Annotated in this window: 25 protein-coding genes; 15 read left to right on the forward strand and 10 right to left on the reverse strand. The window is 62.5% G+C overall.

Going from position 1 to position 24,112, the window contains the following annotated elements; all coding sequences use genetic code 11:
- Positions 1-51: 51 nt before the first annotated feature.
- From moaA to V3587_RS17525, 3 genes are all read left to right on the forward strand, one after another.
- Positions 52-1,110, forward strand: a complete 1,059-nt coding sequence (moaA, locus tag V3587_RS17515; RefSeq protein WP_283377042.1) for a GTP 3',8-cyclase MoaA — start codon at positions 52-54, stop codon at positions 1,108-1,110.
- Positions 1,103-1,360, forward strand: coding sequence for a MoaD/ThiS family protein (locus V3587_RS17520; protein ID WP_003944706.1), 258 nt, complete (start codon positions 1,103-1,105; stop codon positions 1,358-1,360). The genes moaA and V3587_RS17520 overlap by 8 nt, the downstream gene beginning before the upstream one ends.
- Positions 1,361-1,674: 314 nt before the next feature.
- Positions 1,675-2,430, forward strand: coding sequence for a hypothetical protein (locus V3587_RS17525; protein WP_283377043.1), 756 nt, complete (start codon positions 1,675-1,677; stop codon positions 2,428-2,430).
- 13 nt (positions 2,431-2,443) lie between these two features.
- Here the strand turns inward: V3587_RS17525 and nadE are convergent, their stop codons facing one another.
- Positions 2,444-3,268, reverse strand: a complete 825-nt coding sequence (nadE, locus tag V3587_RS17530; RefSeq protein ID WP_124566346.1) for an ammonia-dependent NAD(+) synthetase — start codon at positions 3,266-3,268, stop codon at positions 2,444-2,446.
- Positions 3,269-3,336: 68 nt separating this feature from the next.
- On the opposite strand from nadE, the gene V3587_RS17535 reads away from it, so the two are divergent.
- A complete protein-coding gene (locus V3587_RS17535) occupies positions 3,337-3,891 on the forward strand; it encodes a nucleosidase (protein ID WP_095969294.1) in 555 nt (184 codons plus the stop codon).
- Between the two features lie 18 nt (positions 3,892-3,909).
- Here V3587_RS17535 and V3587_RS17540 read toward each other — a convergent pair whose 3' ends face one another.
- Positions 3,910-4,689: an META domain-containing protein gene (locus V3587_RS17540; RefSeq protein ID WP_283377044.1), complete on the reverse strand. Its 780-nt coding sequence runs from the start codon at positions 4,687-4,689 to the stop codon at positions 3,910-3,912.
- Positions 4,690-4,724: 35 nt separating this feature from the next.
- The gene (locus V3587_RS17545; protein WP_283377045.1) at positions 4,725-5,324 is read right to left on the reverse strand and encodes a TetR/AcrR family transcriptional regulator; all 600 of its coding nucleotides are present in this window, start codon (positions 5,322-5,324) and stop codon (positions 4,725-4,727) included.
- 106 nt (positions 5,325-5,430) lie between these two features.
- Here V3587_RS17545 and V3587_RS17550 point away from each other — a divergent pair, with 106 nt between their 5' ends.
- On the forward strand, positions 5,431-5,997 hold the full coding sequence (locus tag V3587_RS17550; protein ID WP_030534957.1) for an NAD(P)H-dependent oxidoreductase: 567 nt from the start codon (positions 5,431-5,433) through the stop codon (positions 5,995-5,997).
- A gap of 72 nt (positions 5,998-6,069) precedes the next feature.
- On the opposite strand, the gene V3587_RS17555 is transcribed toward V3587_RS17550, so the two are convergent.
- On the reverse strand, positions 6,070-6,897 hold the full coding sequence (locus V3587_RS17555; protein ID WP_283377046.1) for a siderophore-interacting protein: 828 nt from the start codon (positions 6,895-6,897) through the stop codon (positions 6,070-6,072).
- A 291-nt stretch (positions 6,898-7,188) separates the two neighbouring features.
- Here V3587_RS17555 and nrdH point away from each other — a divergent pair, with 291 nt between their 5' ends.
- From nrdH to nrdE, 3 genes are all read left to right on the forward strand, one after another.
- The gene (gene nrdH / locus V3587_RS17560) at positions 7,189-7,419 is read left to right on the forward strand and encodes a glutaredoxin-like protein NrdH (RefSeq protein ID WP_003944717.1); all 231 of its coding nucleotides are present in this window, start codon (positions 7,189-7,191) and stop codon (positions 7,417-7,419) included.
- 82 nt (positions 7,420-7,501) lie between these two features.
- On the forward strand, positions 7,502-7,981 hold the full coding sequence (gene nrdI, locus V3587_RS17565; protein ID WP_283377047.1) for a class Ib ribonucleoside-diphosphate reductase assembly flavoprotein NrdI: 480 nt from the start codon (positions 7,502-7,504) through the stop codon (positions 7,979-7,981).
- Positions 7,939-10,122, forward strand: a complete 2,184-nt coding sequence (gene nrdE / locus V3587_RS17570; RefSeq protein WP_378374083.1) for a class 1b ribonucleoside-diphosphate reductase subunit alpha — start codon at positions 7,939-7,941, stop codon at positions 10,120-10,122. Before nrdI ends, nrdE begins: the two co-directional genes overlap by 43 nt.
- Positions 10,123-10,204: 82 nt before the next feature.
- Here the strand turns inward: nrdE and V3587_RS17575 are convergent, their stop codons facing one another.
- Both V3587_RS17575 and V3587_RS17580 read right to left on the reverse strand, forming a co-directional pair.
- On the reverse strand, positions 10,205-10,417 hold the full coding sequence (locus V3587_RS17575) for a hypothetical protein (protein WP_003944723.1): 213 nt from the start codon (positions 10,415-10,417) through the stop codon (positions 10,205-10,207).
- Positions 10,418-10,429: 12 nt separating this feature from the next.
- Complete coding sequence (locus tag V3587_RS17580) at positions 10,430-11,347, reverse strand: SPFH domain-containing protein (RefSeq protein ID WP_172436491.1); 918 nt, start codon at positions 11,345-11,347, stop codon at positions 10,430-10,432.
- 170 nt (positions 11,348-11,517) lie between these two features.
- Between V3587_RS17580 and nrdF the strand changes: the two genes are divergently transcribed.
- Positions 11,518-12,483, forward strand: coding sequence for a class 1b ribonucleoside-diphosphate reductase subunit beta (gene nrdF / locus V3587_RS17585; protein ID WP_003944744.1), 966 nt, complete (start codon positions 11,518-11,520; stop codon positions 12,481-12,483).
- Between the two features lie 75 nt (positions 12,484-12,558).
- Here the strand turns inward: nrdF and V3587_RS17590 are convergent, their stop codons facing one another.
- From V3587_RS17590 to V3587_RS17600, 3 genes are all read right to left on the reverse strand, one after another.
- Complete coding sequence (locus V3587_RS17590; RefSeq protein ID WP_166809705.1) at positions 12,559-13,032, reverse strand: NUDIX hydrolase; 474 nt, start codon at positions 13,030-13,032, stop codon at positions 12,559-12,561.
- A gap of 66 nt (positions 13,033-13,098) precedes the next feature.
- Positions 13,099-14,103, reverse strand: coding sequence for an iron-siderophore ABC transporter substrate-binding protein (locus V3587_RS17595; protein WP_283377093.1), 1,005 nt, complete (start codon positions 14,101-14,103; stop codon positions 13,099-13,101).
- Positions 14,104-14,260: 157 nt separating this feature from the next.
- On the reverse strand, positions 14,261-15,256 hold the full coding sequence (locus tag V3587_RS17600; protein ID WP_283377048.1) for an ABC transporter substrate-binding protein: 996 nt from the start codon (positions 15,254-15,256) through the stop codon (positions 14,261-14,263).
- 350 nt (positions 15,257-15,606) lie between these two features.
- Here V3587_RS17600 and ctaD point away from each other — a divergent pair, with 350 nt between their 5' ends.
- From ctaD to yczE, 4 genes are all read left to right on the forward strand, one after another.
- Positions 15,607-17,397 carry an aa3-type cytochrome oxidase subunit I gene (gene ctaD, locus V3587_RS17605; protein ID WP_020907234.1) on the forward strand — a complete coding sequence of 597 codons (1,791 nt, stop codon included), beginning with the start codon at positions 15,607-15,609 and terminating at the stop codon, positions 17,395-17,397.
- 116 nt (positions 17,398-17,513) lie between these two features.
- Positions 17,514-18,734 carry a phosphoserine phosphatase SerB gene (serB, locus tag V3587_RS17610; protein WP_020969288.1) on the forward strand — a complete coding sequence of 407 codons (1,221 nt, stop codon included), beginning with the start codon at positions 17,514-17,516 and terminating at the stop codon, positions 18,732-18,734.
- A gap of 89 nt (positions 18,735-18,823) precedes the next feature.
- Positions 18,824-19,570: a peptidyl-tRNA hydrolase gene (locus tag V3587_RS17615; RefSeq protein ID WP_283377049.1), complete on the forward strand. Its 747-nt coding sequence runs from the start codon at positions 18,824-18,826 to the stop codon at positions 19,568-19,570.
- Between the two features lie 38 nt (positions 19,571-19,608).
- The gene (gene yczE, locus V3587_RS17620) at positions 19,609-20,403 is read left to right on the forward strand and encodes a membrane protein YczE (RefSeq protein ID WP_251012080.1); all 795 of its coding nucleotides are present in this window, start codon (positions 19,609-19,611) and stop codon (positions 20,401-20,403) included.
- Positions 20,404-20,425: 22 nt separating this feature from the next.
- Here the strand turns inward: yczE and V3587_RS17625 are convergent, their stop codons facing one another.
- Complete coding sequence (locus V3587_RS17625) at positions 20,426-22,357, reverse strand: glycogen debranching protein (protein ID WP_283377050.1); 1,932 nt, start codon at positions 22,355-22,357, stop codon at positions 20,426-20,428.
- Between the two features lie 51 nt (positions 22,358-22,408).
- On the opposite strand from V3587_RS17625, the gene V3587_RS17630 reads away from it, so the two are divergent.
- Both V3587_RS17630 and V3587_RS17635 read left to right on the forward strand, forming a co-directional pair.
- Positions 22,409-23,230, forward strand: a complete 822-nt coding sequence (locus tag V3587_RS17630) for an ABC transporter ATP-binding protein (RefSeq protein ID WP_003944728.1) — start codon at positions 22,409-22,411, stop codon at positions 23,228-23,230.
- Positions 23,231-23,286: 56 nt separating this feature from the next.
- Positions 23,287-24,105: an NUDIX hydrolase gene (locus V3587_RS17635; protein ID WP_095969181.1), complete on the forward strand. Its 819-nt coding sequence runs from the start codon at positions 23,287-23,289 to the stop codon at positions 24,103-24,105.
- Positions 24,106-24,112: the final 7 nt, after the last annotated feature.

The following is a 24,112-nucleotide window of genomic DNA, read 5'->3' on the forward strand; positions in this document are numbered from 1 at the left end:
ACGGAGTACGGCTTTCGGTCATACTGGAGCAATACGGAAGTTGGTGAAGTGATGACAGTGGTCTCGATGGGAATTCCCACCGTGCGGTTTGACGCCGCCGCCCTCACCGGCCGTCCCGAGACCGACCTCCTCGTCGACAGGTTCGGGCGTGTTGCCCGAGATCTGCGAGTGTCGATCACCGAGAAGTGTTCACTTCGCTGTACGTATTGCATGCCCGAAGAGGGCCTGCCGGCCATTGCTACGGAAGACCTTCTGAGTCCCGAAGAGATCATTCGAGTGGTCGGAATCGGTGTCGAACGAGTCGGTATTCGTGAAGTGAGATTCACCGGCGGGGAACCACTCATGCGCAGTGACCTCGAAAAGATCATCGGCGGGTGCGCGGCTCGCGTGCCGGGCATTCCACTTTCCATGACTACCAACGCCGTTGGGCTCGAACATCGTGCCGCGAAGCTGGCTGCAGCGGGCCTGACCCGCGTCAACGTGTCTCTGGATTCCGTCGATCGTGCCCATTTTGCGGAATTGACGCGTCGAGACAGGTTGCCGTCCGTTCTCGCGGGAATTCGAGCGGCAGCTGCGGCCGGACTCGCGCCACTGAAGATCAATGCTGTGCTGATGCGTGAAACGCTCCACGGCGCGGCGGATCTTTTGCAGTGGTGCCTCGAAGCCGGCGTCGAATTACGCTTTATCGAACAAATGCCTCTGGATGCAGACCATGCATGGGCGCGCGAGAACATGGTGACCGCGGCTGAATTGTTGTCCGTATTGGGAAGCCGTTTCGAATTGGAAGCTATCGGCCGCGAAGATCCGTCGGCTCCTGCCGAAGAATGGCGTGTCGACGGGACCGCGATGACGGTTGGAATCATCGCTTCCGTGACCCGCTCGTTCTGCAGTGAATGCGACCGGACCCGAATGACTGCCGAGGGAACAATTCGGTCATGTCTGTTCAGCGACCGCGAAGTCGATCTGCGTGCCGCGCTCAGGTCCGGAGCAAGTGACGACCAACTAGCGGATCTGTGGCGCGGTGCGATGTGGAACAAGTGGGCAGGGCACGGCATCGACGCCGCGGACTTCGTTCCGCCGGAAAGAAGTATGGGAGCGATTGGTGGCTGATCCGCATTCGATCTCGGTTCGTTACTTTGCTGCTGCAGCGGATGTATCCGGTTGCCGTAGCGAGGTAGTCGCCATTTCGCCCGACAACACACTTGCCGAGTTGGTGGCGGTTTTGGTCGGGCGATACGGACCGGAGATGGAGCGAGTGCTGTCGGTCTCGGCTTTCCTCGTCGGTGACGAGTTGACCCGCGACGTCTCTCGAGCCTCCGGTAGCGCTGTCGATATTCTTCCGCCTTTCGCTGGAGGCTAGTCCGAGAATTGCCGGCGTAGCTATTTGTGGGCTGCCGTCGTATTGTCCTTTTTCGGTTTCCCGGTCCAAATATTTATATCTTGATCACTCCAGCTCGAGTGGCATCTATCTCCGTTTTCTCCATTGTTGGTCAATTGTCCAGCATTGGTCGTTTTGTTTAGTTTCTCCTACTTTTGGGGGAGTAAATGCACTTCTAATTGCCCAGGTGAATTGTCATCTGTTTGGATGACAAAAGAAATACCTTCGCTGTTGGTAATTGTCGACATGTGTTAATTTTGGCGCAATTCCACTCGGGATATGTGAAAGGTATTTCAATGTCGATTAATTCCACGCGCCGTGTCGGAGTCGTCGTAGCGCTCCTCGGGGCAGCTGCACTCACCGCTCCGGCAATTGCTACTGCGCTTCCGTCCACCGGTTCTCTCGGCTCCGCTGCGCCGGAAGCCTCGTGCTCGACCCTGTCCACCGAAGCGACGCCGAACGGGTGGGGCATCCCGTTCACCGACGAGAAGGATCAGACCGCGTCGTACTCGGCCGACAACGTTCTCGACAAGGACGGTTCACTGAAGCTGGCCGTCGACGGTACCGGCGATCGTTCGGTTTCCTACCATTCGGCCGGCGGTATCAAGCTGTCCGACGCAGTCGGCAAGGCGATCGGTTTCGCCGAGCGCGCCGCCACGCCGACTGCGGCGTTCCAGCTCCGCCTCACCGGAACCACCGGCGGAAAGTTCGAGAACGGATTCACCACCTTGGTGTGGGTCCCGGGACCGGACGCGACGCCGACGGCTGACGGCGGCGTTCACGCGGATCTCCAGAAGGGCGTGTGGTGGAGCACTCAGAACATCGACGGCGCCAAGGACCGCGTGTCAGTGCCTTTGGCTGACATCGTCGCCGCGAACCCGAAAGCGGTAGTCGACCACTACGGCGTCAGTGTCGGGACCGGCTCCGCTGCCACCTCGACGCTGGTCGATGCGGTGCAGTTCAACGGATGCACCACCAACTTCGCGAAGAAGGATCCGGCTTCGGGAACGGGTTCGCTGGGCGACGTCTTCGGCAGCCTGTTCGGTAGCTAGTCGCTGGTAAGAGTTACTTCCACCAGTCATCCAGGGGTGTGACCGGCACCGTGCGCTTGTGACGAGTGTTGGCGAACATCTTCTCGAGCTTTTCGGCTACCTCGGAGGAAACGTCCTTTCCTTCGAGGTAGTCGTCTATCTGTGAGTACGTGACGCCGAGGGCAACTTCGTCGGGCAGCGCGGGTCGGTCGTCCTCGAGGTCGGCGGTCGGCACCTTGCGCCACGTGCTCTCGGGTGCGCCCAATTCCTGCAGTAGCGCAGCGCCCTGACGTTTGCTCAGGCCGGTGAGCGGCGTGATGTCGACGCCGCCGTCACCGAATTTCGTGAAGAAGCCGGTAATCGCTTCTGCGGCGTGGTCGGTACCGATCACCAAGTAGCCGAGCTGACCGGCAATCGCATATTGAATGACCATTCGTTCGCGCGCCTTGATGTTGCCACGGACGAAGTCGCGTAGTTCGCCGTTCCCCAACGCCTCGGAGGCCTCACGGGCTGTGGCGTCGGCACCTGGCTTGACGTTGACCGTGAGAGAGCGGTCCGGCTTGATGAAGCCGAGTGCGATCTGAGCATCGGACTCGTCGGCCTGCGCGCCATAGGGGAGTCGAACAGCGACGAACTCGGCCTCGTGGCCTTCTTCGCGGAGTTCGGTGACCGCACGTTGGGCGAGGGCGCCGGCGAGCGTGCTGTCCTGACCGCCGCTGATTCCCAGAACGAATCCTTTGGCGGGGGTCGAGCGCACGTAGTCCTTCAGGAACTGGACTCGCGCGCGAACCTCCGCTGCGGCGTCGATTGTCGGCTTTGCGCCGAGTTCTTCGATGATGCTTTCACGCAGTGTGGCCATGAATGGACTCTAGCGATGTGAGCAGGCGCGCGCAGTGCCACCACAACGTGGGCGGTACGGTCGCGCACATGAGTGCGAACAACGTTCTGGTGGTCAGTGCGACGAAGTCGGAAGCGGCCTATGTGCCGCAAGGATACGAACTGCTGATCACAGGTATTGGAAAGGTCAGTGCTGCAACAGCAGTCGCCTCTGCTCTGGCGCGGTACGAGCGGGAAGATCTGCCACTGGTCGTCAACATCGGGACCGCCGGTGCGCTGCACGCGCACCACGGCGGCCTCTATGTTCCCGGCGTCGTCATCAATCACGACATCAGCAGCACCGCGATCCGAGCGCTGGGGCACGACGTCGCGGACCGTTTGGTGCTCGCCGACGGAGACGACTCCGTGCTGGCGACCGGCGACGCATTCATTGCAGACGCTGCGACCCGGGACGCCCTCGCTCAGCGAGCCGATCTGGTCGACATGGAGGGTTTTGCCATCGCCTTCGCCGCGCAGGCCGCGGGTGCCACCTGCCGGCTCGTCAAACACGTCAGCGACCATGCGGACGACTCGGCCCTGGACTGGCCCGCGATGATCGATGCCAGCGCCCGCGAATTGGGACGCTGGCTGGTAAACAACGTCTGATCAACCTGCAGCGTCCGATCAAGCCTGCGCAGTCAGTATCAAGCCGGTGTTGTCGGGCTTGCGCAGGGTCAGCGTGTCGGCGTCGACGGTGTAGCTCACTTCACCGTCGAGTACTGCCAGGATCTGGCGCTCGATGTCCATGTTCTCCTCGGGGCAAGCCATACGCGTGGTTGCCATCGGCGTGAACGTGACTGTGGTGTCGGATACCTGGGCGCTTCCGGTCATGCGATTGCATCCGGTGGTCCCGCTGACCGAACCGTCTGCGGCAATCGTGAGTTCAGGAGCTGACGTCTCCAGAGCAAGGCTCGTACTGATCGCGTCGGGGCTGATGAGTGACGTAACGGTCCACGTCGTGCCCTGGAGCGGTCGATCCGGCGTGACGATCTTCTTGTCCTGCAGGGTCACTGTGGCGTCGTCCGACGTCAGGGTGAGGGTGTCGCCGTCGAGGCTCCACGTCGGCGTGGAGGTCAGCAATGTTGTTGTCCAGGTGTCGGATTCGGCGATGCCGGGAGGGCAGCCCATCATCGTCGACGCCATGGTGCCGGTGGTCAGTGTGCCGTCGGTGAACTCGACCGAGCCGTTTGACGTGTTGCATCCGGCGCTCGCGGACACTCGGCCGGGTTGGCTGAAGTCGAGAGTCAGGGGGCCGCCGCCGGGAATTTGGGTTCCGTCGACGGACGTCGAGATGAACACACGGCCGGAGGGGTCCGTCTTGTCCTCGGGGGAGTCGGACGAAGCGGAGCAACCGCTTACCGCGGCGACGGTCAGGAGGCCGATGACGGCAGCAGCGATGCGCATGGGCTCACATTAAGTGGTGGGACGGATCTGGGGAGTCAACATCGAGTAACGCGTCGGGCGAGTTCTTCCCAGCCGGCGGCCAGACGCTCGGTGGTCATCCCGAGATCGCGCACCTGATGAAGGACAAGCGACGCTTCGAGCGGTGCCAACAGTGCTGACGCGAGCAGATCGAGGTCGCCCTCGACGCCGGCTCCTCGAAGAAGTCCGATGACGTGAGCGATGCCGAGCGCCCGGGCCGGACCGCCGAAGCGGTATTCGGGAGCGTTCTCCGCAGCACGGAGGACTTCGCCCTGTACTTCCACCATGGCGATGCGGGCTCGTCCGAACGCGATGAGGCGCTCGATCGGCGGTGCGCCTGGGCCCAGTGGTGGGGGACCGAACATGAATGCCTGCTGCAGTTCTCGCTCGGTGTGATCGAGCAGTGCCTGCATCAGTCCCGATCGATTGCCGAAGCGTCGAAAAACTGTGCCCTTGCCCACACCTGCTCGGCAAGCGACGGCATCCATGGTGACCGCGTCGACACCTCGTTCGGCGACGAGGAGTGCTGCTGCGTCGAGCAGAAGTACGCGGTTACGTGCTGCGTCGCCGCGCTCGACGGGTACGGCGCCGATCTGGGGGAGGGGGATTGCGCTCACGGGATCAGGTTACAGGGCCGGGGAATGTAAGTGGACCGCGGTCCGTTTAGTTGATATAACTTTCAACCGGAGCCACCAACCGCACCACTCTCGAAGGAATCTCGTTATGTCACAGACCAATGTTCTCGTTCTCGTCGGCAGCTTGCGCGCCGGATCCGTCAATCGCCAGCTTGCCGAGACGGCTGTGTCCGCCGCACCCGAGGGTGCCACGCTGACGGTCTTCGAAGGCCTCGCCGACGTCCCCTTCTACAACGAAGACATCGACGTCGAGGGTGCTTCCATTCCCGCTGTCGACGCATTGCGCTCCGCTGCGAGCGACGCTGACGCGTTCCTGCTCGTCACCCCCGAGTACAACGGCACCATCCCCGCAGTTCTGAAGAACGCCATCGACTGGATCTCGCGTCCGTACGGTGTCGGTGCAGTCAAGGACAAGGCTGTCGCAGTCATCAGCGCTTCGCCCAGCGGCAACGGCGCCAAGTGGGCTCACGAAGACACCACCAAGGCAGTCCGCATCGCCGGCGGCAAGGTCGTCGAGGACACCGCACTGAGCATCGGTGGAACCGGCGCACTGTTCGGTGAGTTGCACCCGCGTGAGAACGCAGAGGTGCTCGCTCAGGTCTCCAAGGTCGTCTCCGACCTCGTCGACGCCGGCAAGCAGCTCGTCAACGCGTAAACCGTTTCTCGAGTGAGGGCCATGCCGGAAGGTATGGCCCTCACTCGTATGCGAGCGAGGGCCATACGTCCGCTAGAGCCCTTCGCGTTCCATCGCGTCGTCGACGGCGTCGCGAACCGACTCGAAATCCTTGCCGGCCAACATCGCTTCGCCCATCGCGGCATCGATACGGTCGGCGACGACTGCGTACCGACGCTCCCAGTTCTCCTTGTCCTCCCGCCAGTAACCCATCACGTGCATGCGGGTTGCCGGGATTTCCCATGTTCGACGCAGATGGGCGCGGATGCGTCTGGCGGTCGCGGCCTCGACTGCGCACCAGATGTAGCCCTCGCCGGGAGGCATGCGAACGCCGGCCAATTCGGCGAGCAGTGAGTCTGCTTCGTCGATCCATCGGTAGTGAGCGTCGGCGCGCGTCGTGAACGTCTGCTGTTCGCTCGGCGCGGGCACTTGTGCAATGACGTGGATCGGTAGATCGTCGGGTGCTTCTTCCAAGATCCGCCCGATCGCGGGCAGGGCGGCGTGATCGGCGACGAGTAGCAGCCAGTCGCACTCTGCCGGCGGCGTGAACCACCCGCTCGCAGTCGAGAGATGGACGGTCTCGCCCGGTTGCGCATTCTCGGCCCAGAGTGCCGCTCCGCCGTGGCCGTGGAGAACGAAGTCGATCTCCAGTTCGTTCTTCGACGGCTGCCAGCGTCGGACCGTGTAACTACGGGCGTGAGGGGGGTCGAGGGGGAATCTGACGAGCACCCGTTCGTCGGGGCTCCCGCTCGTCTCGAAGTCGCTCAGGCCCGCGCCGCCGAAGGTGATTTTGCGCATCAGTGGTGTCACCTGCTGCGTTCTCGTCACGGTTGCCTGGTGGCGCGGAGCTTCGTCCTTCGGAGGTGTTTCCACGACGCTCATGGTAGGTCCGAGAAGTGGTTTTCAGATGCTGTCGAGCCTGCGACCGAAATGTGACGCGCGACACGCCGACGCGCCGGAGGTTGGGTGCGCTGAACAGGGGCGACCTGGGAATTTCAACGATGTGACTCACAACATCTCGCGTTATGTGTTTCTGTCGGCCACTAGGTGTAGTGTCTTGAGCACTGAGAGACCACAACGCGGAACGCCTCGAGCGAGACTCCGGCAATCGGTCGAATCGGTGCTGAACATCACTACATCGGCCTTTGTTGGCTAAGCGAAAGAGGGACTCTCATGAGCATCACCGTCTACACCAAGCCCGCTTGCGTTCAGTGCAATGCCACCTACCGCGCCCTCGACAAGGCCGGTCTCGAATACAACGTCATCGACATCACCGAGGATGCCGAAGCCCGCGACTACGTCATGGCTCTCGGGTACCTCCAGGCACCCATCGTGGTTGCCGGTGAAGATCACTGGTCGGGCTTCCGTCCCGATCGCATCAAGACCCTGACCGTCGCTGCTTGAAGCGCCGCAGTGTCGGCGGTGGAGACCTCCGCCGACACATCTGAGTAGTTCCGGGCACCGTACAAGAAAATGGTGACAACCGATGGCTTCGCTGGTCTATTTTTCCAGCGTGTCGGAGAACACCCACCGATTCGTTCAACGTCTCGGCCTGCCTGCGACACGTATACCCATCCATGACCGTGACGGCTCATTTCGCGTAGACGAGCCCTATGTGCTGATTCTGCCCACCTATGGTGGCGGCGTCACCGTGACAGGGCGCGACACCAGTTATGTGCCGAAGCCGGTCATTCGTTTTTTGAACAATCCACACAACAGGTCGTTGATCAGAGCAGTGATCGCGGCGGGAAACACCAATTTCGGTGAGTCCTTTTGCTATGCAGGAAACATCATTTCCCAGAAATGCCACGTTCCTTTTCTGTACCGGTTCGAACTCATGGGCACTGCCGAAGATGTCGACCGAGTACGAGAAGGCTTGGGGGAGTTCTGGAATCATCTCGAAACAGAGAAGGAGCACGGGCAGTGGCGCCAACCATCACTGACACGATCGCGGCAGGAAGCGTAGAGCGTGATGCACGCGGCGGCGATTCCACCAACGGTCTCGACTACCACGCACTCAATGCCATGCTCAACCTGTACGGCGCCAACGGCGAGATCCAGTTCGAGATGGATGTCGCTGCAGCCCGTCAGTACTTCTTGCAGCACGTCAACCAGAACACCGTGTTCTTCCACAATCTGGACGAGAAGCTGGACTACCTCGTCGAGGAAAACTACTACGAGCCAGAGGTTCTCGATCAGTACTCACGTACTTTCGTGAAGTTCCTGATCGATCACGCGTACGCCAAGAAGTTCCGCTTCCCGACGTTCCTGGGTGCGTTCAAGTACTACACCTCCTACACGCTCAAGACCTTCGACGGTAAGCGCTACCTCGAGCGTTTCGAAGATCGCGTGTGCATGGTTGCGCTCACCCTTGCTGCAGGCAACGAAGACCTGGCCGTCGAACTCGTCGACGAGATCATCGCCGGACGCTTCCAGCCCGCCACCCCGACGTTCCTGAACTCGGGCAAGAAGCAGCGCGGCGAGCCCGTGTCCTGCTTCCTTCTTCGTATCGAAGACAACATGGAGTCCATCGGTCGCTCCATCAACTCGGCACTGCAGCTGTCCAAGCGCGGTGGCGGTGTTGCCTTGCTGCTCACCAACGTTCGTGAGCACGGCGCACCGATCAAGAAGATCGAGAACCAGAGCTCGGGTGTCATCCCGATCATGAAGCTTCTCGAGGACTCGTTCTCCTACGCCAACCAATTGGGTGCGCGTCAGGGCGCCGGTGCTGTGTACCTGCATGCGCACCACCCCGACATCTACCGTTTCCTCGACACCAAGCGTGAGAACGCGGACGAGAAGATCCGCATCAAGACGCTCTCACTCGGCGTCGTGATCCCGGACATCACGTTCGAGCTCGCGAAGAAGAACGAGGACATGTACCTGTTCTCGCCGTACGACGTCGAGCGCATCTACGGAGTTCCGTTCTCCGACATCAACGTCTCCGAGAAGTACTACGAGATGGTCGACGACAAGCGAATTCGCAAGTCCAAGATCAAGGCTCGCGAGTTTTTTCAGACCGTCGCCGAATTGCAGTTCGAATCGGGCTACCCCTACATCATGTTCGAGGACACGGTGAACCGGGCCAACCCGATCGAAGGCAAGATCACGCACTCGAACCTGTGCTCGGAGATCCTGCAGGTTTCGACGCCTTCACTGTTCAACGACGACCTGTCCTACTCGAAGGTCGGCAAGGACATCTCCTGCAACCTGGGTTCGCTGAATATCGCGAAGACCATGGACTCGCCCGACTTCGCCAAGACGATCGAAGTGTCGATCCGCGGATTGACGGCGGTGTCCGACCAGACGCACATCTACTCGGTGCCGTCGATCGAGCAGGGCAACAACGACTCCCACGCCATCGGCCTCGGTCAGATGAACCTGCACGGATACCTCGCTCGTGAGCGGATCTTCTACGGCAGCGAAGAAGGCATCGACTTCACGAACATCTACTTCTACACCGTGCTGTTCCACGCACTGCGTGCGTCGAACAAGATCGCCATCGAGCGCGGCTCGTACTTCAAGGGTTTCCCGGAGTCGAAGTACGCCTCGGGAGAATTCTTCGACAAGTACACCGACCAGGCCTGGGAGCCGGCAACCGACAAGGTTCGCGGACTCTTCGCCGATGCGAAGCTGCACATCCCCACCCAGGACGACTGGCGTGAGCTGAAGGCTTCCATCCAGAAGCACGGTATCTACAACCAGAACCTTCAGGCCGTCCCGCCGACCGGCTCGATCTCGTACATCAACTACTCCACCAGCTCCATCCACCCGGTGGCGTCGAAGATCGAGATCCGCAAGGAAGGCAAGATCGGTCGCGTCTACTACCCGGCGCCCTACCTGACCAACGACAACCTGGAGTACTACCAGGATGCCTACGAAATCGGGTACGAGAAGATCGTCGACACCTATGCTGCCGCAACGCAACACGTCGACCAGGGCCTGTCGCTGACACTGTTCTTCAAGGACACCGCCACCACGCGCGACATCAACAAGGCGCAGATCTACGCGTGGCGTAAGGGCATCAAGACGCTGTACTACATCCGTCTGCGTCAGATGGCACTCGAAGGCACCGAGGTCGAGGGCTGCGTTTCCTGCATGCTGTAAAGGGCTTCGCCCCCGTGGACCTTTTCGGTAGTGACTGCTACCGAAAGGCTCACGGGGGCAGCTTGCTTTTCAGGCTTGCTCGTCAAGCCGGCGGACGGCCTGGACCGTGCATCTTGCCGGCATTCTTCGGCATTCGACCGTGCTCGGTGAGTGCGCGCCGAAGGAGAAACTCGATCTGGGCGTTGGTACTTCGGAGATCGTCGGCGGCCCAGCGGGCAAGCGCGTCGTGCACCGCTGGGTCCAACCGAAGCAGGATCTTCTTACGCTCCGATCTCGGAGCTGGATCCGTGGCCATGTGGCCTTTCCTTTACTGGTAGAGCGAACCGGTGTTCAGCACCGGTTGTGCGTCGCGGTCGCCGCACAGCACGACCAGAAGGTTACTGATCATTGTGGCCTTGCGTTCCTCGTCGAGTTCGACGACGTGCTTTTCCTCGAGCTGCTTGAGTGCCATGTCGACCATGGACACCGCACCTTCGACGATCTGCTGACGGGCGGCGATGACAGCGCCCGCCTGCTGGCGCCGAAGCATTGCGCTGGCGATCTCCGGTGCATACGAGAGCCGGTTGATGCGCGTCTCGATAACTTCGACACCCGCCGCACGCACGCGGGCGTGAACCTCCTCCGACAAGGTGGTCGTGATGATATCGGCGTTCTCGCGCAACGAGACTCGGCCTTCGGCGTCGTACGGATAGCTGCCGGCGATATGGCGGACGGCCGCCTCGGTCTGCACCGAGACGAACTCCTCGTAGTCGTCCACCTGGAACGAGGCGAGCGCTGTGTCGGCCACCTGCCAGACGACCACCGCCGAGATCTCGATGGGATTTCCGTCGGCGTCGTTCACCTTCGCCTGACCGGTCTCGTGGTTTCGGATACGCGTCGAGATCGATCGACGGACCGTCAGCGGATTTGTCCACCGCAGGCCCGGCGTGCGCAGGGTGCCGCTGTACGAGCTTCCCAGGAGTTGAAGAACTCGGGCTTGATTCGGTTGCACCAAGGTCAGGCCCATCAGCAAGGGGAGTGACGCGATGAACAGCACCACTCCGACCGGAATCAGGGCGAAGAGTCCCAGAACTCCGCCAACGACGGACAGTGCGATTCCGGCCAGGAAGAGAAGTACGCCGCCGAGGAGCATCCAGCTGCCGGACAGGTCCCAGCCTGGGCGTTCGGCGATCGTTGTGGTGGCGACACCGGTCGGTTTCTCGGCCACGGTGGGTGTGCTGGTCATGCGAGACTCGCTTTCCATCGGTAAGTGATATTTAATTGATATCACATTTTTGGTACTCGTGGAGGGGCGCGTGCGACACATGTTGTTGTGTTGGCATCGCGGACCCGACACAACGGGTAGTGTTCAGGCAAGCCAACATTCGGCAGTATCTCTCTCGCTAGGTAGGAATTATGGTCAAGCTGGTCAGTCGCGTTTCCGCCATCAACTGGAATCGCGTCCAGGACGAGAAGGACGCCGAGGTGTGGGATCGCCTCGTCAGCAACTTCTGGCTGCCCGAAAAGGTGCCGGTCTCCAACGACATCCCGTCCTGGGGAACGCTGACCGCGCAGGAGCAGCAGCTCACCATGCGCGTCTTCACGGGCCTGACGTTGCTCGACACCATTCAGGGAACCGTCGGCGCCGTCAGCCTCATCCCGGACGCGATCACCCCCCACGAAGAAGCGGTCTACACCAACATCGCCTTCATGGAATCGGTGCACGCCAAGAGCTACAGCTCGATCTTCTCGACGCTGTGCTCCACCCCCGACATCGACGACGCGTTCCGCTGGTCGGAGGAGAACCCGAACCTGCAGCGCAAGGCGCAGATCGTTCTCGACTACTACAACGGCGAGTCGCCGCTCAAGCGCAAGGTCGCCTCGACGCTCCTCGAGAGCTTCCTCTTCTACTCCGGCTTCTACCTGCCGATGTACTGGTCCTCACGCGCCAAGCTCACCAACACCGCAGACCTCATCCGCCTGATCATCCGCGACGAGGCCGTGCACGGGTACTACATCGGCTACAAGTACCAGAAGGGCCTCGAACAGCTCACCGAGGCCGAGCGTGAAGAGCTCAAGAACTACACGTTCGAGTTGCTCTTCGAGCTCTACGAGAACGAGGTCGACTACACCCAGGACCTCTACGACGGCGTCGGCCTGACCGAGGATGTCAAGAAGTTCCTGCGCTACAACGCCAACAAGGCGCTCAACAACCTCGGTTACGAAGGCCTCTTCCCGAAGGACGAGACGGACGTCAATCCGGCTATCCTGTCGGCACTTTCGCCGAATGCGGACGAGAATCACGACTTCTTCTCCGGCTCGGGTAGCTCCTACGTCATCGGCAAGGCCGTCAACACCGAAGACGACGACTGGGATTTCTAGAGCGACCCTGCACCCAACGAAGCCCGACTCCTGCACACGCAGGAATCGGGCTTCGGTCATGTGTGGGGGAGTGGACTACCGCTGAAACCACGCTTCAGGCTTGTCCAGCAACGCTTTTGCGAGGCGCAGACGCGAGGTTTCCGTCATGTCCGACGGCAGTTCGCTCGGCGCGAACCACGCGACCTCGAGGTTTTCGTCGTCCGCCACGTGTGCATCTCCGCCGGTCCACCTGGCCAGGAAGCAGACGTCGAGGTACTGAGTCACATCACCGTTGGGGTACGTAATGGGCTCTGTGACATCGACACTCGTGATCCGAATCAATTCGGCGTCGACGCCGGTTTCTTCCTTCGCCTCGCGCACCGCCGCCGACGACGGTTCCTCGCCAGGCTCGAGAACGCCGGACACAACGGCCCACTGACCGTTGTCGGCGCGGCGGGTGAGCAGGATCCGGCCGTTGTCGTCGCGGATCACGACGCTCACTCCGGACAGCCAGAGCGGCGCATGACCGACCTTCTCGCGCAGTGCGACAATGAATTCGGGAATCGGCATGATCAGAACCCGAACATCACAGTTGCGGCGAGCCGCCTCGAAGGTGGGAGTAGTCGTTCGTTCCGGTCAGCTCGCATATCCGTTCAAGGTTCCCTTCAAGTCCGCCAGTACGGCCCGGGCGGCAGTCATCCCGTTTCCGTTCCAGATGTCGTCTTCAGCGACGAACACACGCCGGTCGGTGGCAGCGGCGAGGTCCTGCCACTGGTCGCTCTTCATAATCTCGGTGCCGTAGGTCCGACCGTTCGGCCCGTCGAAGAGTACGTAGATCAAGTCACCTTCGGCGGCGCTGAGATCGTCGGCCGGAATCGGTGCTGTGGTCGCATCGGTCAATCGCTGCGCCGGTGGGCGCCGGACGCCGACGTCGCTGAGGATCTGTCCGGCGAAGGATGCGGGTCCCTCGATCTGCAGGTCCTTCGAACCGAACCGAACCACTGATGCCTGCGTCTGCGATGCATTCAATGCGTCGCCGAGCTGCACGACGTCCTGCTGGTAGCGGTCGAGCTCCGTCGCAGCTGCGGACGAACGGCCCAGCGCCTGGCCGGCGAGCGCGAACTGCGCTTTCCAGAACACGGGATCGGAACCGGCGAACACGGTTGGGGCGATGGCGTCGAGTTGCCCGTACACACCGTCGGACGCCGGACTGGACCCGAGGATCAAGTCCGGCGCGGCGGCCTTCACGGCGTTGACGTCGGGTGCGCTCACGGGGCCGACGCTCGGAATCTCCGATATACCGAAACCGAGGTACGACGGCTGGGGCGAGTCGACGCCGGTCGCGGCGCCGACTACCCGCTCCCACAGACCGAGGGCGCACACGGCGTCCATCGAGACGCTGTCGAGGACCACGATCCGTTGGGGGTCGGAAGGAACCTCGGTTTCGCCCGCAGTGTGTACGACTCGACGCTTCACCTCAGGGCCGGCACCCGGGTCGGCCTGCGTCGACGTCGGGCACGCGGTGGCGGTGTCGCGTTCGATGCCCATCACGCCGGCACCGGCGATCGACGTAGTGGTCCGGACGATGGTGCTCGCGGGATCGTCCGACGAGTCGGACGAGCAACCGCCGAGGACGAGCATCGTGGCGGCGATCCCCAGGATCGAGACACGACGAACGGACGTGCGGGCGATCGTGCGTGAGAGAACAGACGTGCGCGAGAGAACGGACGTGCGTGAGAGAACAGACAAGTCGACGGCTTCCTGTGTGAGCGGGCGCCGTTCAGGTTAGCCGTTCGACTCAGCTGTTCTGCTTGTCCACCTCGAACGTGTCCGAGAGGTCGTCGAGGATCATGTGGGCGCCCTGGATGCTGACCGGCGACATCCACCGTGAATCGTCCACGTCGACCTTGCGTCCTCGAAGGGTCTGCCACAGCGGGCTCTCGAGGAACGGCTTCGCAGCTTCGGCGCTCTTGCCCTCGGCGTCCTGCCAGGTGCTGATGAAGATGACGTCCGCGTCGGCTTCGTTGATCAGCTCGGGGCTGATCTTCATCATGATGTTGCCGGCATCGGCGGGGTCGGGCCCCTGGTTGTCCGGGCGCTTCAATCCGGCGTCCTGAAGGACGATGCCGCTGAACGAAGTGGTGCGGTAGAGGCGAGCCGTCGGTTCACCGGCGAATCGGACCACCGAGATGACCGGGTTGTTCGCCTTCTCGTTGATTTCCTTGCCGACTGCAGTCGCTCGAGTTTCGTATTCGGTGATTTTCGCCTCGGCCAGCGATTCCTTGCCCAACGCTTCACCGACCAGGCGGATGTTGTCCTTCCACGTCGGACCGGTCGTCTGGGTGAAGACAGTGGGCGCGATCGCGGACAGTTGGTCGTAGTTCTTCCCGTCGCGGACCTCGGCGGAGATGATGAGGTCCGGTTGCAGTGCGGCGATCTTCTCGAGGCTCGCGCTGCTGACAGTGCCGACCGAGACGGCGTCCGCGGCGAATTCGTCCCTGGACGATCCGAGGTAGTCGGGCAGACCGGGCTCGCGGTAGTCGACGTAGCCGACGAGCGGGGATTCGAGGAGGAGGACGGCGTCGGTGAAGCTGTTGTCGAGCGCGACGATCCGCTGGGGTGCGGCCGGGATTTCGGCGCTTCCACGGAAGTGCTCGACAGTGCGGGGGAATGCGCCCGACTCGGTCGAGGTGGTGGCTGCAGCGGGCTCGTCGTTACTCGAGCAGGCTGGAACGACCAAGGCGATCGAGGCTGCGACCGCTACCAGCGCGGCCCGGCGGGGAAAGAATTTCACTGATTGACTCCTGAGATGAGTTAGGCGAGGGTGACCTTATCAGTGGCGGAGTTGGCCGAAAACGGACACCGGCCGAATTCTTCGACGGGTACGACACGCCGATTCGGAAGTGGGTTCGGACTCCCGAGGGAACATAAACCGCAGGTCGTTCGTTCGGTGCCGTGAAAAACGGATGCTCGAGTACGACGCAGAGTAGGACCGGGTCGCGGTGCCTCGGAGTCACGGTCTACGATTCGATGAGCGCAAGCCAGAAGCCGTTGTCCGCAGCCCGGGCGACGGACCCTGCGGGCGCAACCAAGGGCTCTTTGACGGAGTCTGCGGAGCGACCAAAGGCACATTCAGGAGGATCAGTGACTGCCGTAGCGCCCCAGCCAGTCCCCACGATAGCGCCGGCCAGGCCTTACCCGCCGCGGCAGGGACCCAAGGGCTCATTCATTTTCAAGATGATCACGACCACCGATCCCAAGGTGCTCGGAATCATGTACTTGGCGACTTCCATCGCCTTCTTCCTCATCGGTGGCCTCATGGCACTGATGATGCGTGCCGAACTTGCTGTACCCGGTATGCAGTTCCTTTCCAACGAACAGTTCAACCAGCTGTTCACCATGCACGGCACGATCATGCTGCTGCTGTACGCGACCCCGATCGTCTTCGGTTTCGCGAACTACATTCTTCCGCTCCAGATCGGTGCACCCGACGTCGCCTTCCCGCGTCTGAACGCGTTCAGCTACTGGCTGTACCTGTTCGGCGCGATCATCACGACGGCCGGATTCGTCACGCCCGGTGGCGCAGCAGACTTCGGTTGGACGGCATACACGCCGCTGACCAGCGCGCTGCACAGCCCCGGCGTCGGCGCCGACCTGTGGGTCTTGGGTCTGGCTGTCGCCGGCCTCGGCACCATCCTCGGTGGCGTCAACATGGTCACCACCGTGATCTGCCTGCGCGCACCCGGTATGACCATGTTCCGCATGCCGATCTTCACCTGGAACATCTTCATCACCAGCATCCTGATCCTGCTGGCGTTCCCGCTGCTGACCGCTGCATTCATGGGCCTGTTCGTCGACCGCCATCTCGGTGGACACATCTTCGACCCGGCAACGGGCGGTGTGCTCCTGTGGCAGCACCTGTTCTGGTTCTTCGGTCACCCCGAGGTGTACATCATCGCGCTGCCGTTCTTCGGCATCGTTTCGGAGATCTTCCCGGTCTTCAGCCGTAAGCCGATCTTCGGCTACAGCGGTCTGGTGTACGCAACGTTGGCCATTGCCGCTCTCTCGATCGCTGTGTGGGCTCACCACATGTACGCAACCGGCGCTGTCCTCCTGCCGTACTTCTCGTTCATGACGTTCCTGATCGCCGTGCCGACAGGCGTGAAGATCTTCAACTGGATCGGAACGATGTGGAAGGGGCAATTGACCTTCGAATCGCCGATGCTGTTCTCGATCGGCTTCCTGATCACCTTCCTCTTCGGTGGTCTGTCGGGTGTCATCCTCGCGAGCCCGCCGCTCGACTTCCACGTCACCGACAGCTACTTCGTCGTCGCCCACTTCCACTACGTGGTCTTCGGTACGGTCGTGTTCGCCACGTACGCCGGTATCTACTTCTGGTTCCCGAAGATGACCGGTCGCATGATGGACGAGCGCCTCGGCAAGTGGCACTTCTGGACCACGTTCGTCGGTTTCCACGGCACGTTCCTCGTTCAGCACTGGCTCGGTGCCGAAGGTATGCCGCGTCGGTACGCCGACTACCTGCCCTCGGACGGATTCACGGTTCTGAACTCGGTGTCCACGATCTTCGCCTTCGTACTCGGTGCCTCGACGCTGCCGTTCATCTGGAACGTCTTCAAGAGTTACCGCTACGGCGAAGTGGTCACCGTCGACGATCCGTGGGGTTACGGAAACTCGTTGGAGTGGGCGACCACCTGCCCGCCGCCGCGTCACAACTTCACCGAGTTGCCGCGCATCCGTAGCGAGCGTCCGGCGTTCGAGCTGCACTACCCGCACATGGTGGAGCGGATGCGCGCAGAAGCGCACGTCGGCCCCGGTCACGGCGGGAAGAACGCCAGCACCGTGCTCGAAGATGCTCGTCACGAGCCGCTGACAGTCGGGGACGAAGGCGACCCCGGCACCGACAGCCGCTCCTGAGCGAAGTAACACACTGAAGTAATCAGCGAAGGCCCCGCCCGAGTAACGGGTGGGGCCTTTCGCTTGGCACAATAGTGACGATCAAGACGCGAACGAAGAAACGATCGGAGTTTTCGGTGGGTGCCTCTGACACCACTGTTCTGGTGACTGTGACCGGGCCGGACCGCCCTGGCGTCACCTCGGTACTGTTCGCGGCGCTGTCGCGGCACGATGTGCGTCTGCTCGACGTGGAGCAGGTGGTGATTCGAGGTCGACTGACACTCGGGGTCATGGTGGCCTGCCCGAACGATCCCGAAGCTCTTCAGGAAGAGCTCGAACAGGCGATGGCGACGGTCGGAATGAACGTCGACATCGAAATCGGTGCCGATCCCGGGCGACCTGCAGTGTCCACACACGCAGTCGTTGTTCTCGGCAGCCCGGTCAATGCTCGCGCCATGCGCTCGGTAGCACGCGAACTCGCGAAGCAGGGCGCCAACATCGACTCCATCCGTGGTGTCGCCGATTATCCGGTCACCGGCCTCGAACTCAGCGTCAGCGCAGCCGATACTGTCGACGGCGACGCGAAACTGCGTACCGGACTCGCCGAGGTCGCCGCTCTCGAAAACGTCGACATCGCAGTCGAGCGCGCAGGTCTCGCTCGCCGAGCCAAGCGTCTGATCGTGTTCGACGTGGACTCGACGCTCGTTCAGGGCGAGGTCATCGAGATGCTCGCCGCCAAGGCCGGAGTCGAGGACGAGGTCCGCGCCGTCACCGAAGCTGCGATGCGCGGCGAGATCGACTTCACCGAATCACTGCACCAGCGTGTGGCGACACTCGCCGGACTCGACGCCTCCGTCATCGACGAGGTGGCAGAGAGCATCGAACTGACGCCGGGAGCGCGCACCACGATTCGCACGCTGCGCCGCCTCGGATTCCACTGCGGCGTGGTGTCCGGCGGTTTCCGCCAGGTCATCGAAGGCCTCGCACACGAACTCGAACTGGACTTCGTGCACGCCAACACCCTCGAGATCGTCGACGGCAAGCTGACCGGACGTGTGATCGGTGAAATCGTCGACCGCGCTGCGAAGGCCGTCGCGCTGCGCAAGTTCGCCGATCAGGTCGGTGTTCCGATGGAACAGACCGTCGCTGTCGGTGACGGTGCCAACGACATCGACATGCTCAACGCCGCGGGCCTGGGTGTGGCGTTCAACGCCAAGCCTGCGTTGCGGGAGGTCGCGGACGCGGCTTTGTCGCATCCCTTCCTCGATGCCGTGCTGTTCATTCTCGGTGTGACCCGCGACGAGGTCGAGGCTGCGGACGCCGTCGACGGTGGCGTACGACGCGTACCGATTCCATGAGTTCCGATCCAGCTTTCAGTTCCGATCCAGCTTTCAGTTCCGATCCAGCTTTCAGTTCCGATCCAGCAGTCAGTTCCGATCCAGCTGTGATGTCCGGCCCCGATTCTCGCTGGCGCGAGCGCCACGCGGTGTTGGCTGCCGGCTACGGAGGGCGAGACGACCCCGCGGATCCGGCGCTGGTGCTGGCCATGCCGATCGTTCTCCACATTCCGAAGGCAGATCCGCCCAAGCGCACCGCACTGCTCGAGGCTGCCGCAACGGCGGCAGTGGCGCTGTGTCTGGACGAACGCGTCGGGTTCACCGAAGACGGGGAGCCCGGCCCGTGGCACGAGGACTATTCGGCGTGGGTGGGTGCCCGGATCCGGAAAGTGTCTCGCCGAGCGCGTGGAGCCCAGTGGCTCGCCGCGCAAGAGGTACCGGGAATCACCGTCGACGTGGATGGCGCCCAGGCGAGGGCTCTGGTTCCCGGGCCGGTCGGAGAACTGGACCCGCGAATCAAGAAGTTGCAGATCGGTGGCACCGACCTCGAGCACGACGAGCCTGGCGAGCCCGAGCCTGGCATTCCGGTGCTGTGGATCGACTCGGCGCTCGAGATGACGGTAGGCAAGGCGTCGGCACAGGTCGGGCATGCCTCGATGTTGTTGGCAGCGGCCATGTCCGAGAAACAGTGCTGGGCATGGGCGCAGAACGACTTCCGTTGCTCGGTACGCGACGCAAGTCCGAAACAGTGGGCCGAGGCAGTAGGACGATTGAAGAGGTCGGAGGCCGTCGCGGTGCGCGATGCGGGGTTCACGGAAGTGGCACCAGGCTCCATGACAGTCATCGCTGTTCCGTAGAGACCTCACCCGACCAGTCCAGTGTCGGCAACTTGGCTATGGATGAACAGTCCAGTGACCTTCAAGATGGTCGAGTGCTGATACGGAGATTCGCCTCGCTGTTCGTCGGTCTGTGGTTGTACGGCTTCTCGATGGCCATGATGATCACTGCCGGCCTCGGACTGGACCCCTGGGATGTGTTTCATCAGGGTGTGGCCGAGCATGTTTCGCTCAGTTTCGGCGTGATCACTGCTATTACCGGTGCGGTGGTACTGCTGCTCTGGATTCCGATCCGTCAGCGGCCAGGATTCGGCACGGTCGCGAATGTCGTTGTCATTGCAATCTCGGTGGATACTTCACTGGCCTTCTTGCCGGTCTTCGATTCCATGCCAGTTCGTGCCGCGATCATGGTCGCGGGCATCCTCCTCAATGGTCTGGCCAGCGTTCTCTACATCGGCGCAGGCATGGGGCCGGGTCCCCGCGACGGGTTGATGACAGGACTGGTCGCGCGCACCGGCTTGTCGGTCAGGCTCGTGCGTACCAGCATCGAAATCGCGGTCCTCGCTACCGGATGGCTTCTCGGTGGAACCGTTGGCGTCGGAACCGTGTTGTACGCCTTCGGGATCGGGCCGACCATTCAATTCCTGATCAAGGTGCTGCCGGATTCCATGACAGCAGCGGTTACCGGCGGACGTGACACCGAACGTAAGGCCAAGACCGTGGGTCCGGTCAACGAGATCTCGGTGCCGACGGGAACTTCCGCCGTGGAGGCAGGTTCGCCGGTCGGTGACGCCGAATCGAACGATGCAGTCAAGGTGCCGTCGAACCATTCCGGAGTGCCGACCGTGACCTGAACCGGTCCGCCGGAATGCAGAATCAGGAGCCAACTGTCGTCACCGAGCGGGCGCCCGGTCCGAGTGTGAGACCGAACGTCGGCTCCGTCGATCCAGGCCTGCAGCGTTCGGTGACTCTCGTCGTACCATGCGGTGTCGTCGAACTCGATGCCGGCAGAGTCGAACCAGACGAGGTCCGGGTGCTCCAGTCTCCTTCTGCCTTCGAAGAATTCGGGCTGACGCAACGCCGGTGCCGCTCGGCGTAACCCGAACGCTCGGGAGACGAACTGCACCAACGACTGATCGGCCCTCGCCCAGTCCAGTGCCCACGAATCGGCTGGGGAGGCAAGTGTGGGAACACAATACGCGTTGTTGTTTCCGCCCAGGCTGTGGCCGAACTCGTCTCCGGCGGTGAGCATCGGTGTGCCTGTCGACAGCACGAGTGTGGCCAGTAGCGCCCGTACGTGACGTGCCCTGGCGTCCTGAATCTCGGGATCGGTGCTCGGGCCTTCGATTCCGTGGTTGAACGAATCGTTGTGATCGGCGCCGTCACGATTGTCTTCACCGTTGGCCTCGTTGTGCTTGTGGTTGTATGCCACGAGATCGGCGGCGGTGAACCCGTCGTGCGCCGTGACGAAGTTGATCGACGCCCAGGGGCGACGGCCGCTGCCGGAAAGATGTCCTCGGAACCGGCGAGGCGCGACGCGACCTTCCGAACGCTGGAGCCGCCGTTCCAGAACTGGCGAATGGTGCTGCGGTACTTGTCGTTCCATTCCGACCACTGGAGTCCGAAGTTTCCGACCTGGTAACCGTCGGCCGTCGCATCCCACGGTTCGGCGATGAGCTTGCACCGAGTCAGGACCGGATCGGAGGAGATGGCGGACAGGGTGGACGCGCGCTGGTCGAAGGCCCCGCCGCGCGGCCGACCCAACGCGCTCGCGAGATCGAATCGGAAGCCGTCGACACCCATTTCGGTGGCCCAGTAACGGAGGCTGTCCGTGATCATGCGGACGGCGATGGGGGAGCAGGCGTCGACCGTGTTGCCGCACCCGGTCAGATCGATGTCGCGGCCGTTGCCGTCGAGAAGGTAGTAGCCAGGGCCGTCCAAACCTCGCCAGCTGACACTGATTCCGTCGACGCTCTGCTCGCAGGTGTGGTTGTAGACGACGTCGAGGATGACCTCGATGCCTGCCGCGTGGAGTGCGTCGACCATGATCCGGAACTCGGTGACTTCGCCGCCCGGAGTCGCCGCGTATCCGGGATGTGGGGCGAAGTACGACGCCGTCGAGTATCCCCAGTGATTGCGCATCCCTCGCTCGCGGACGCTGTGTTCGGTCAGAAACGCCTGTACGGGAAGCAGTTCCACGGCGGTGACGCCGAGTGCGACGAGGTGATCGATCACAGCCGGTGCCGTCAGGCCGAGGTACGTTCCGCGGTGGGCGGCGGGAACTCCTGGATGGGCGGCGGTGTATGCGCCGACATGCAGTTCGTAGATCACGCTTTCCTCCCACGGCGTCTCGAGGCGGGCCGAGGCGGGAGCGAGGCCGGGAGTCACCACGGACAGCGGCACGTGGCCGAGCGAGTCGAGCGTCGACGGGTCGCCGAAAGGATCGTCGGCGTACGAGAGGAGGGCGCGGTGGTCACCGAGTTCCCCTTCGATGCGGCGCGCCGACGGATCGATGAGCAGCTTGTGTGGATTCAGTCTCAGTCCGGCACGCGGATTCCACGGGCCGCTCGCCCGAATTCCGTACCGCTGCCCCGCGCCGATCCCGGCGATGATCCCGTGCCAGATTCCGTACGTGTGTTGCCGGAGTTCGACGCGATCTTCGTTTCCGTCCTGGTCGATCAGGCAGATCTGGACGCTCGACGCAGCTGGTGCGTGGACCGCGAACTGGGTTCCGGAGTCCACGATGTGGGCGCCGAGTGGGAATGGAGACCCGGGCGTCGGGGCGGGAGTTTCGATGAGAGGCGACACGCAAGATGATCCTGCCGTGAACGGCCGGAGAATGTGCGGGAAGATGTTCGGGTGCCGCTACCTGATCCAGATCTGCTCATCGATTTCGACAACGTACTCATCCGCCGGGGAGGGTCCACTCTCGTGGGGCCCGTCACCTGGAAAGTGGAGCTGGACGAGCGATGGGTGGTGCTCGGACCCAACGGTGCCGGCAAGACGTCGCTGCTGCGAATCGCAGCCGGTGAAACTTTCCCGACCAGCGGTTCTGCCCACCTCCTCGGTGAAGTTCTCGGCAAGGTCGACGTCAACGAGTTGCGCCCGCGAATCGGACTGTCCTCGTCGTCGTTGGCGAACCGGGTGCCCGGCGACGAGAAGGTCAGCGACCTCGTCGTGTCGGCCGGCTACGCCGTCCTCGGTCGGTGGCGCGAGGAGTACGAATCCATGGACACCTCGCGTGCTGTGGAGATGCTCGAAAGCCTCGGCGCCGAGCACCTGGCGGATCGGACGTACGGGACGCTTTCCGAAGGCGAGCGCAAGCGAGTCCTCATCGCGCGAGCCCTGATGACCGATCCCGAACTTCTACTTCTGGACGAGCCCGCCGCTGGGCTCGACCTCGGTGGCCGTGAGGAACTCGTGGCCAGACTCGCAGAACTGGCTGCCGATCCGGACGCCCCGGCTACCGTTCTGATCACCCATCACGTCGAGGAAATCCCGCCGGGCTTCACGCACGCACTCCTTCTCAAGGAAGGTGAGGTCGTCTCCCAGGGTCTTCTGGACGACGTGATCACCGCCGAAAATCTGAGCGCGGCATTCAGCCAGTCCATCAGCCTCGACAAGGCGGACGGCCGATACTTCGCGCGACGTGCGAGGCCGTCCGGAGCTCATCGCGCGTGAGCGTCAGTGGGACCTGAAATGCGGCCCAGATCACAGATCGCGTAGGTTCGCGAAGCATGGCTAACGAGAATGCAAACGCTGTCCCCGAGCCCAAGGATGCGTCGACCGTCATCTTGGTGCGCGATGCCGAATCCGGTATCGAGATCTTCCTGCTTCAACGAGTGCAGGGGATGGCGTTCGCCGGTGGCATGACGGTCTTCCCCGGCGGCGGCGTCGACAAGTCAGATGCGACGGCCGAGGTCGAGTGGGCCGGCCCTTCCGTCGAGTGGTGGGCCGAGCGATTCAGCACGGATGTGGCTCGGGCGAAGGCTCTGGTCTTGGCTGCGGTGCGGGAAACTTTCGAGGAGTGCGGCGTCCTGCTCGCCGGACCGACCGCGGACACTGTCGTCGCGGACACGGCCGGCTACGCACAGGACCGCGTTGCTCTCGAAAAGCACGAGCTGTCGTTCAGCGATTTCCTGAAGAAGGAGAACTTGGTCCTGCGAACGGATCTGCTGCGGCCGTGGGCGAACTGGATCACGCCGGTGGGCGAGACACGCCGCTACGACACCCGATTCTTCGTCGCAGCGTCACCGACCGGACAGATCGCGGACGGGGTCACCTCCGAGGCCGCCGAGGTGCGTTGGCAGAGCCCGCAGGACGCGCTGGCGCACTGGCGGGAGGGTGGCAGCATCCTGTTGCCGCCGACGTGGAGCCAGCTGACCGAATTGGCCAAGTTCAGCTCGGTGGCGGAGATACTCGCAGCCGAGCCGGAGATCCCCGTCATCCTGCCGACGCTGATCACCGACGAGGAAACGCTGCGCGTCGAATTCCCGAACCAGGACGGTTACTACACCGCCGGACCGCATCCGTGGTCGATCAAGGTGGCAAAGTAGATTCTCG

It is taken from the genome of Rhodococcus sp. IEGM 1306, from assembly GCF_036541985.1.
Taxonomy (GTDB): domain Bacteria; phylum Actinomycetota; class Actinomycetes; order Mycobacteriales; family Mycobacteriaceae; genus Rhodococcus_F; species Rhodococcus_F qingshengii.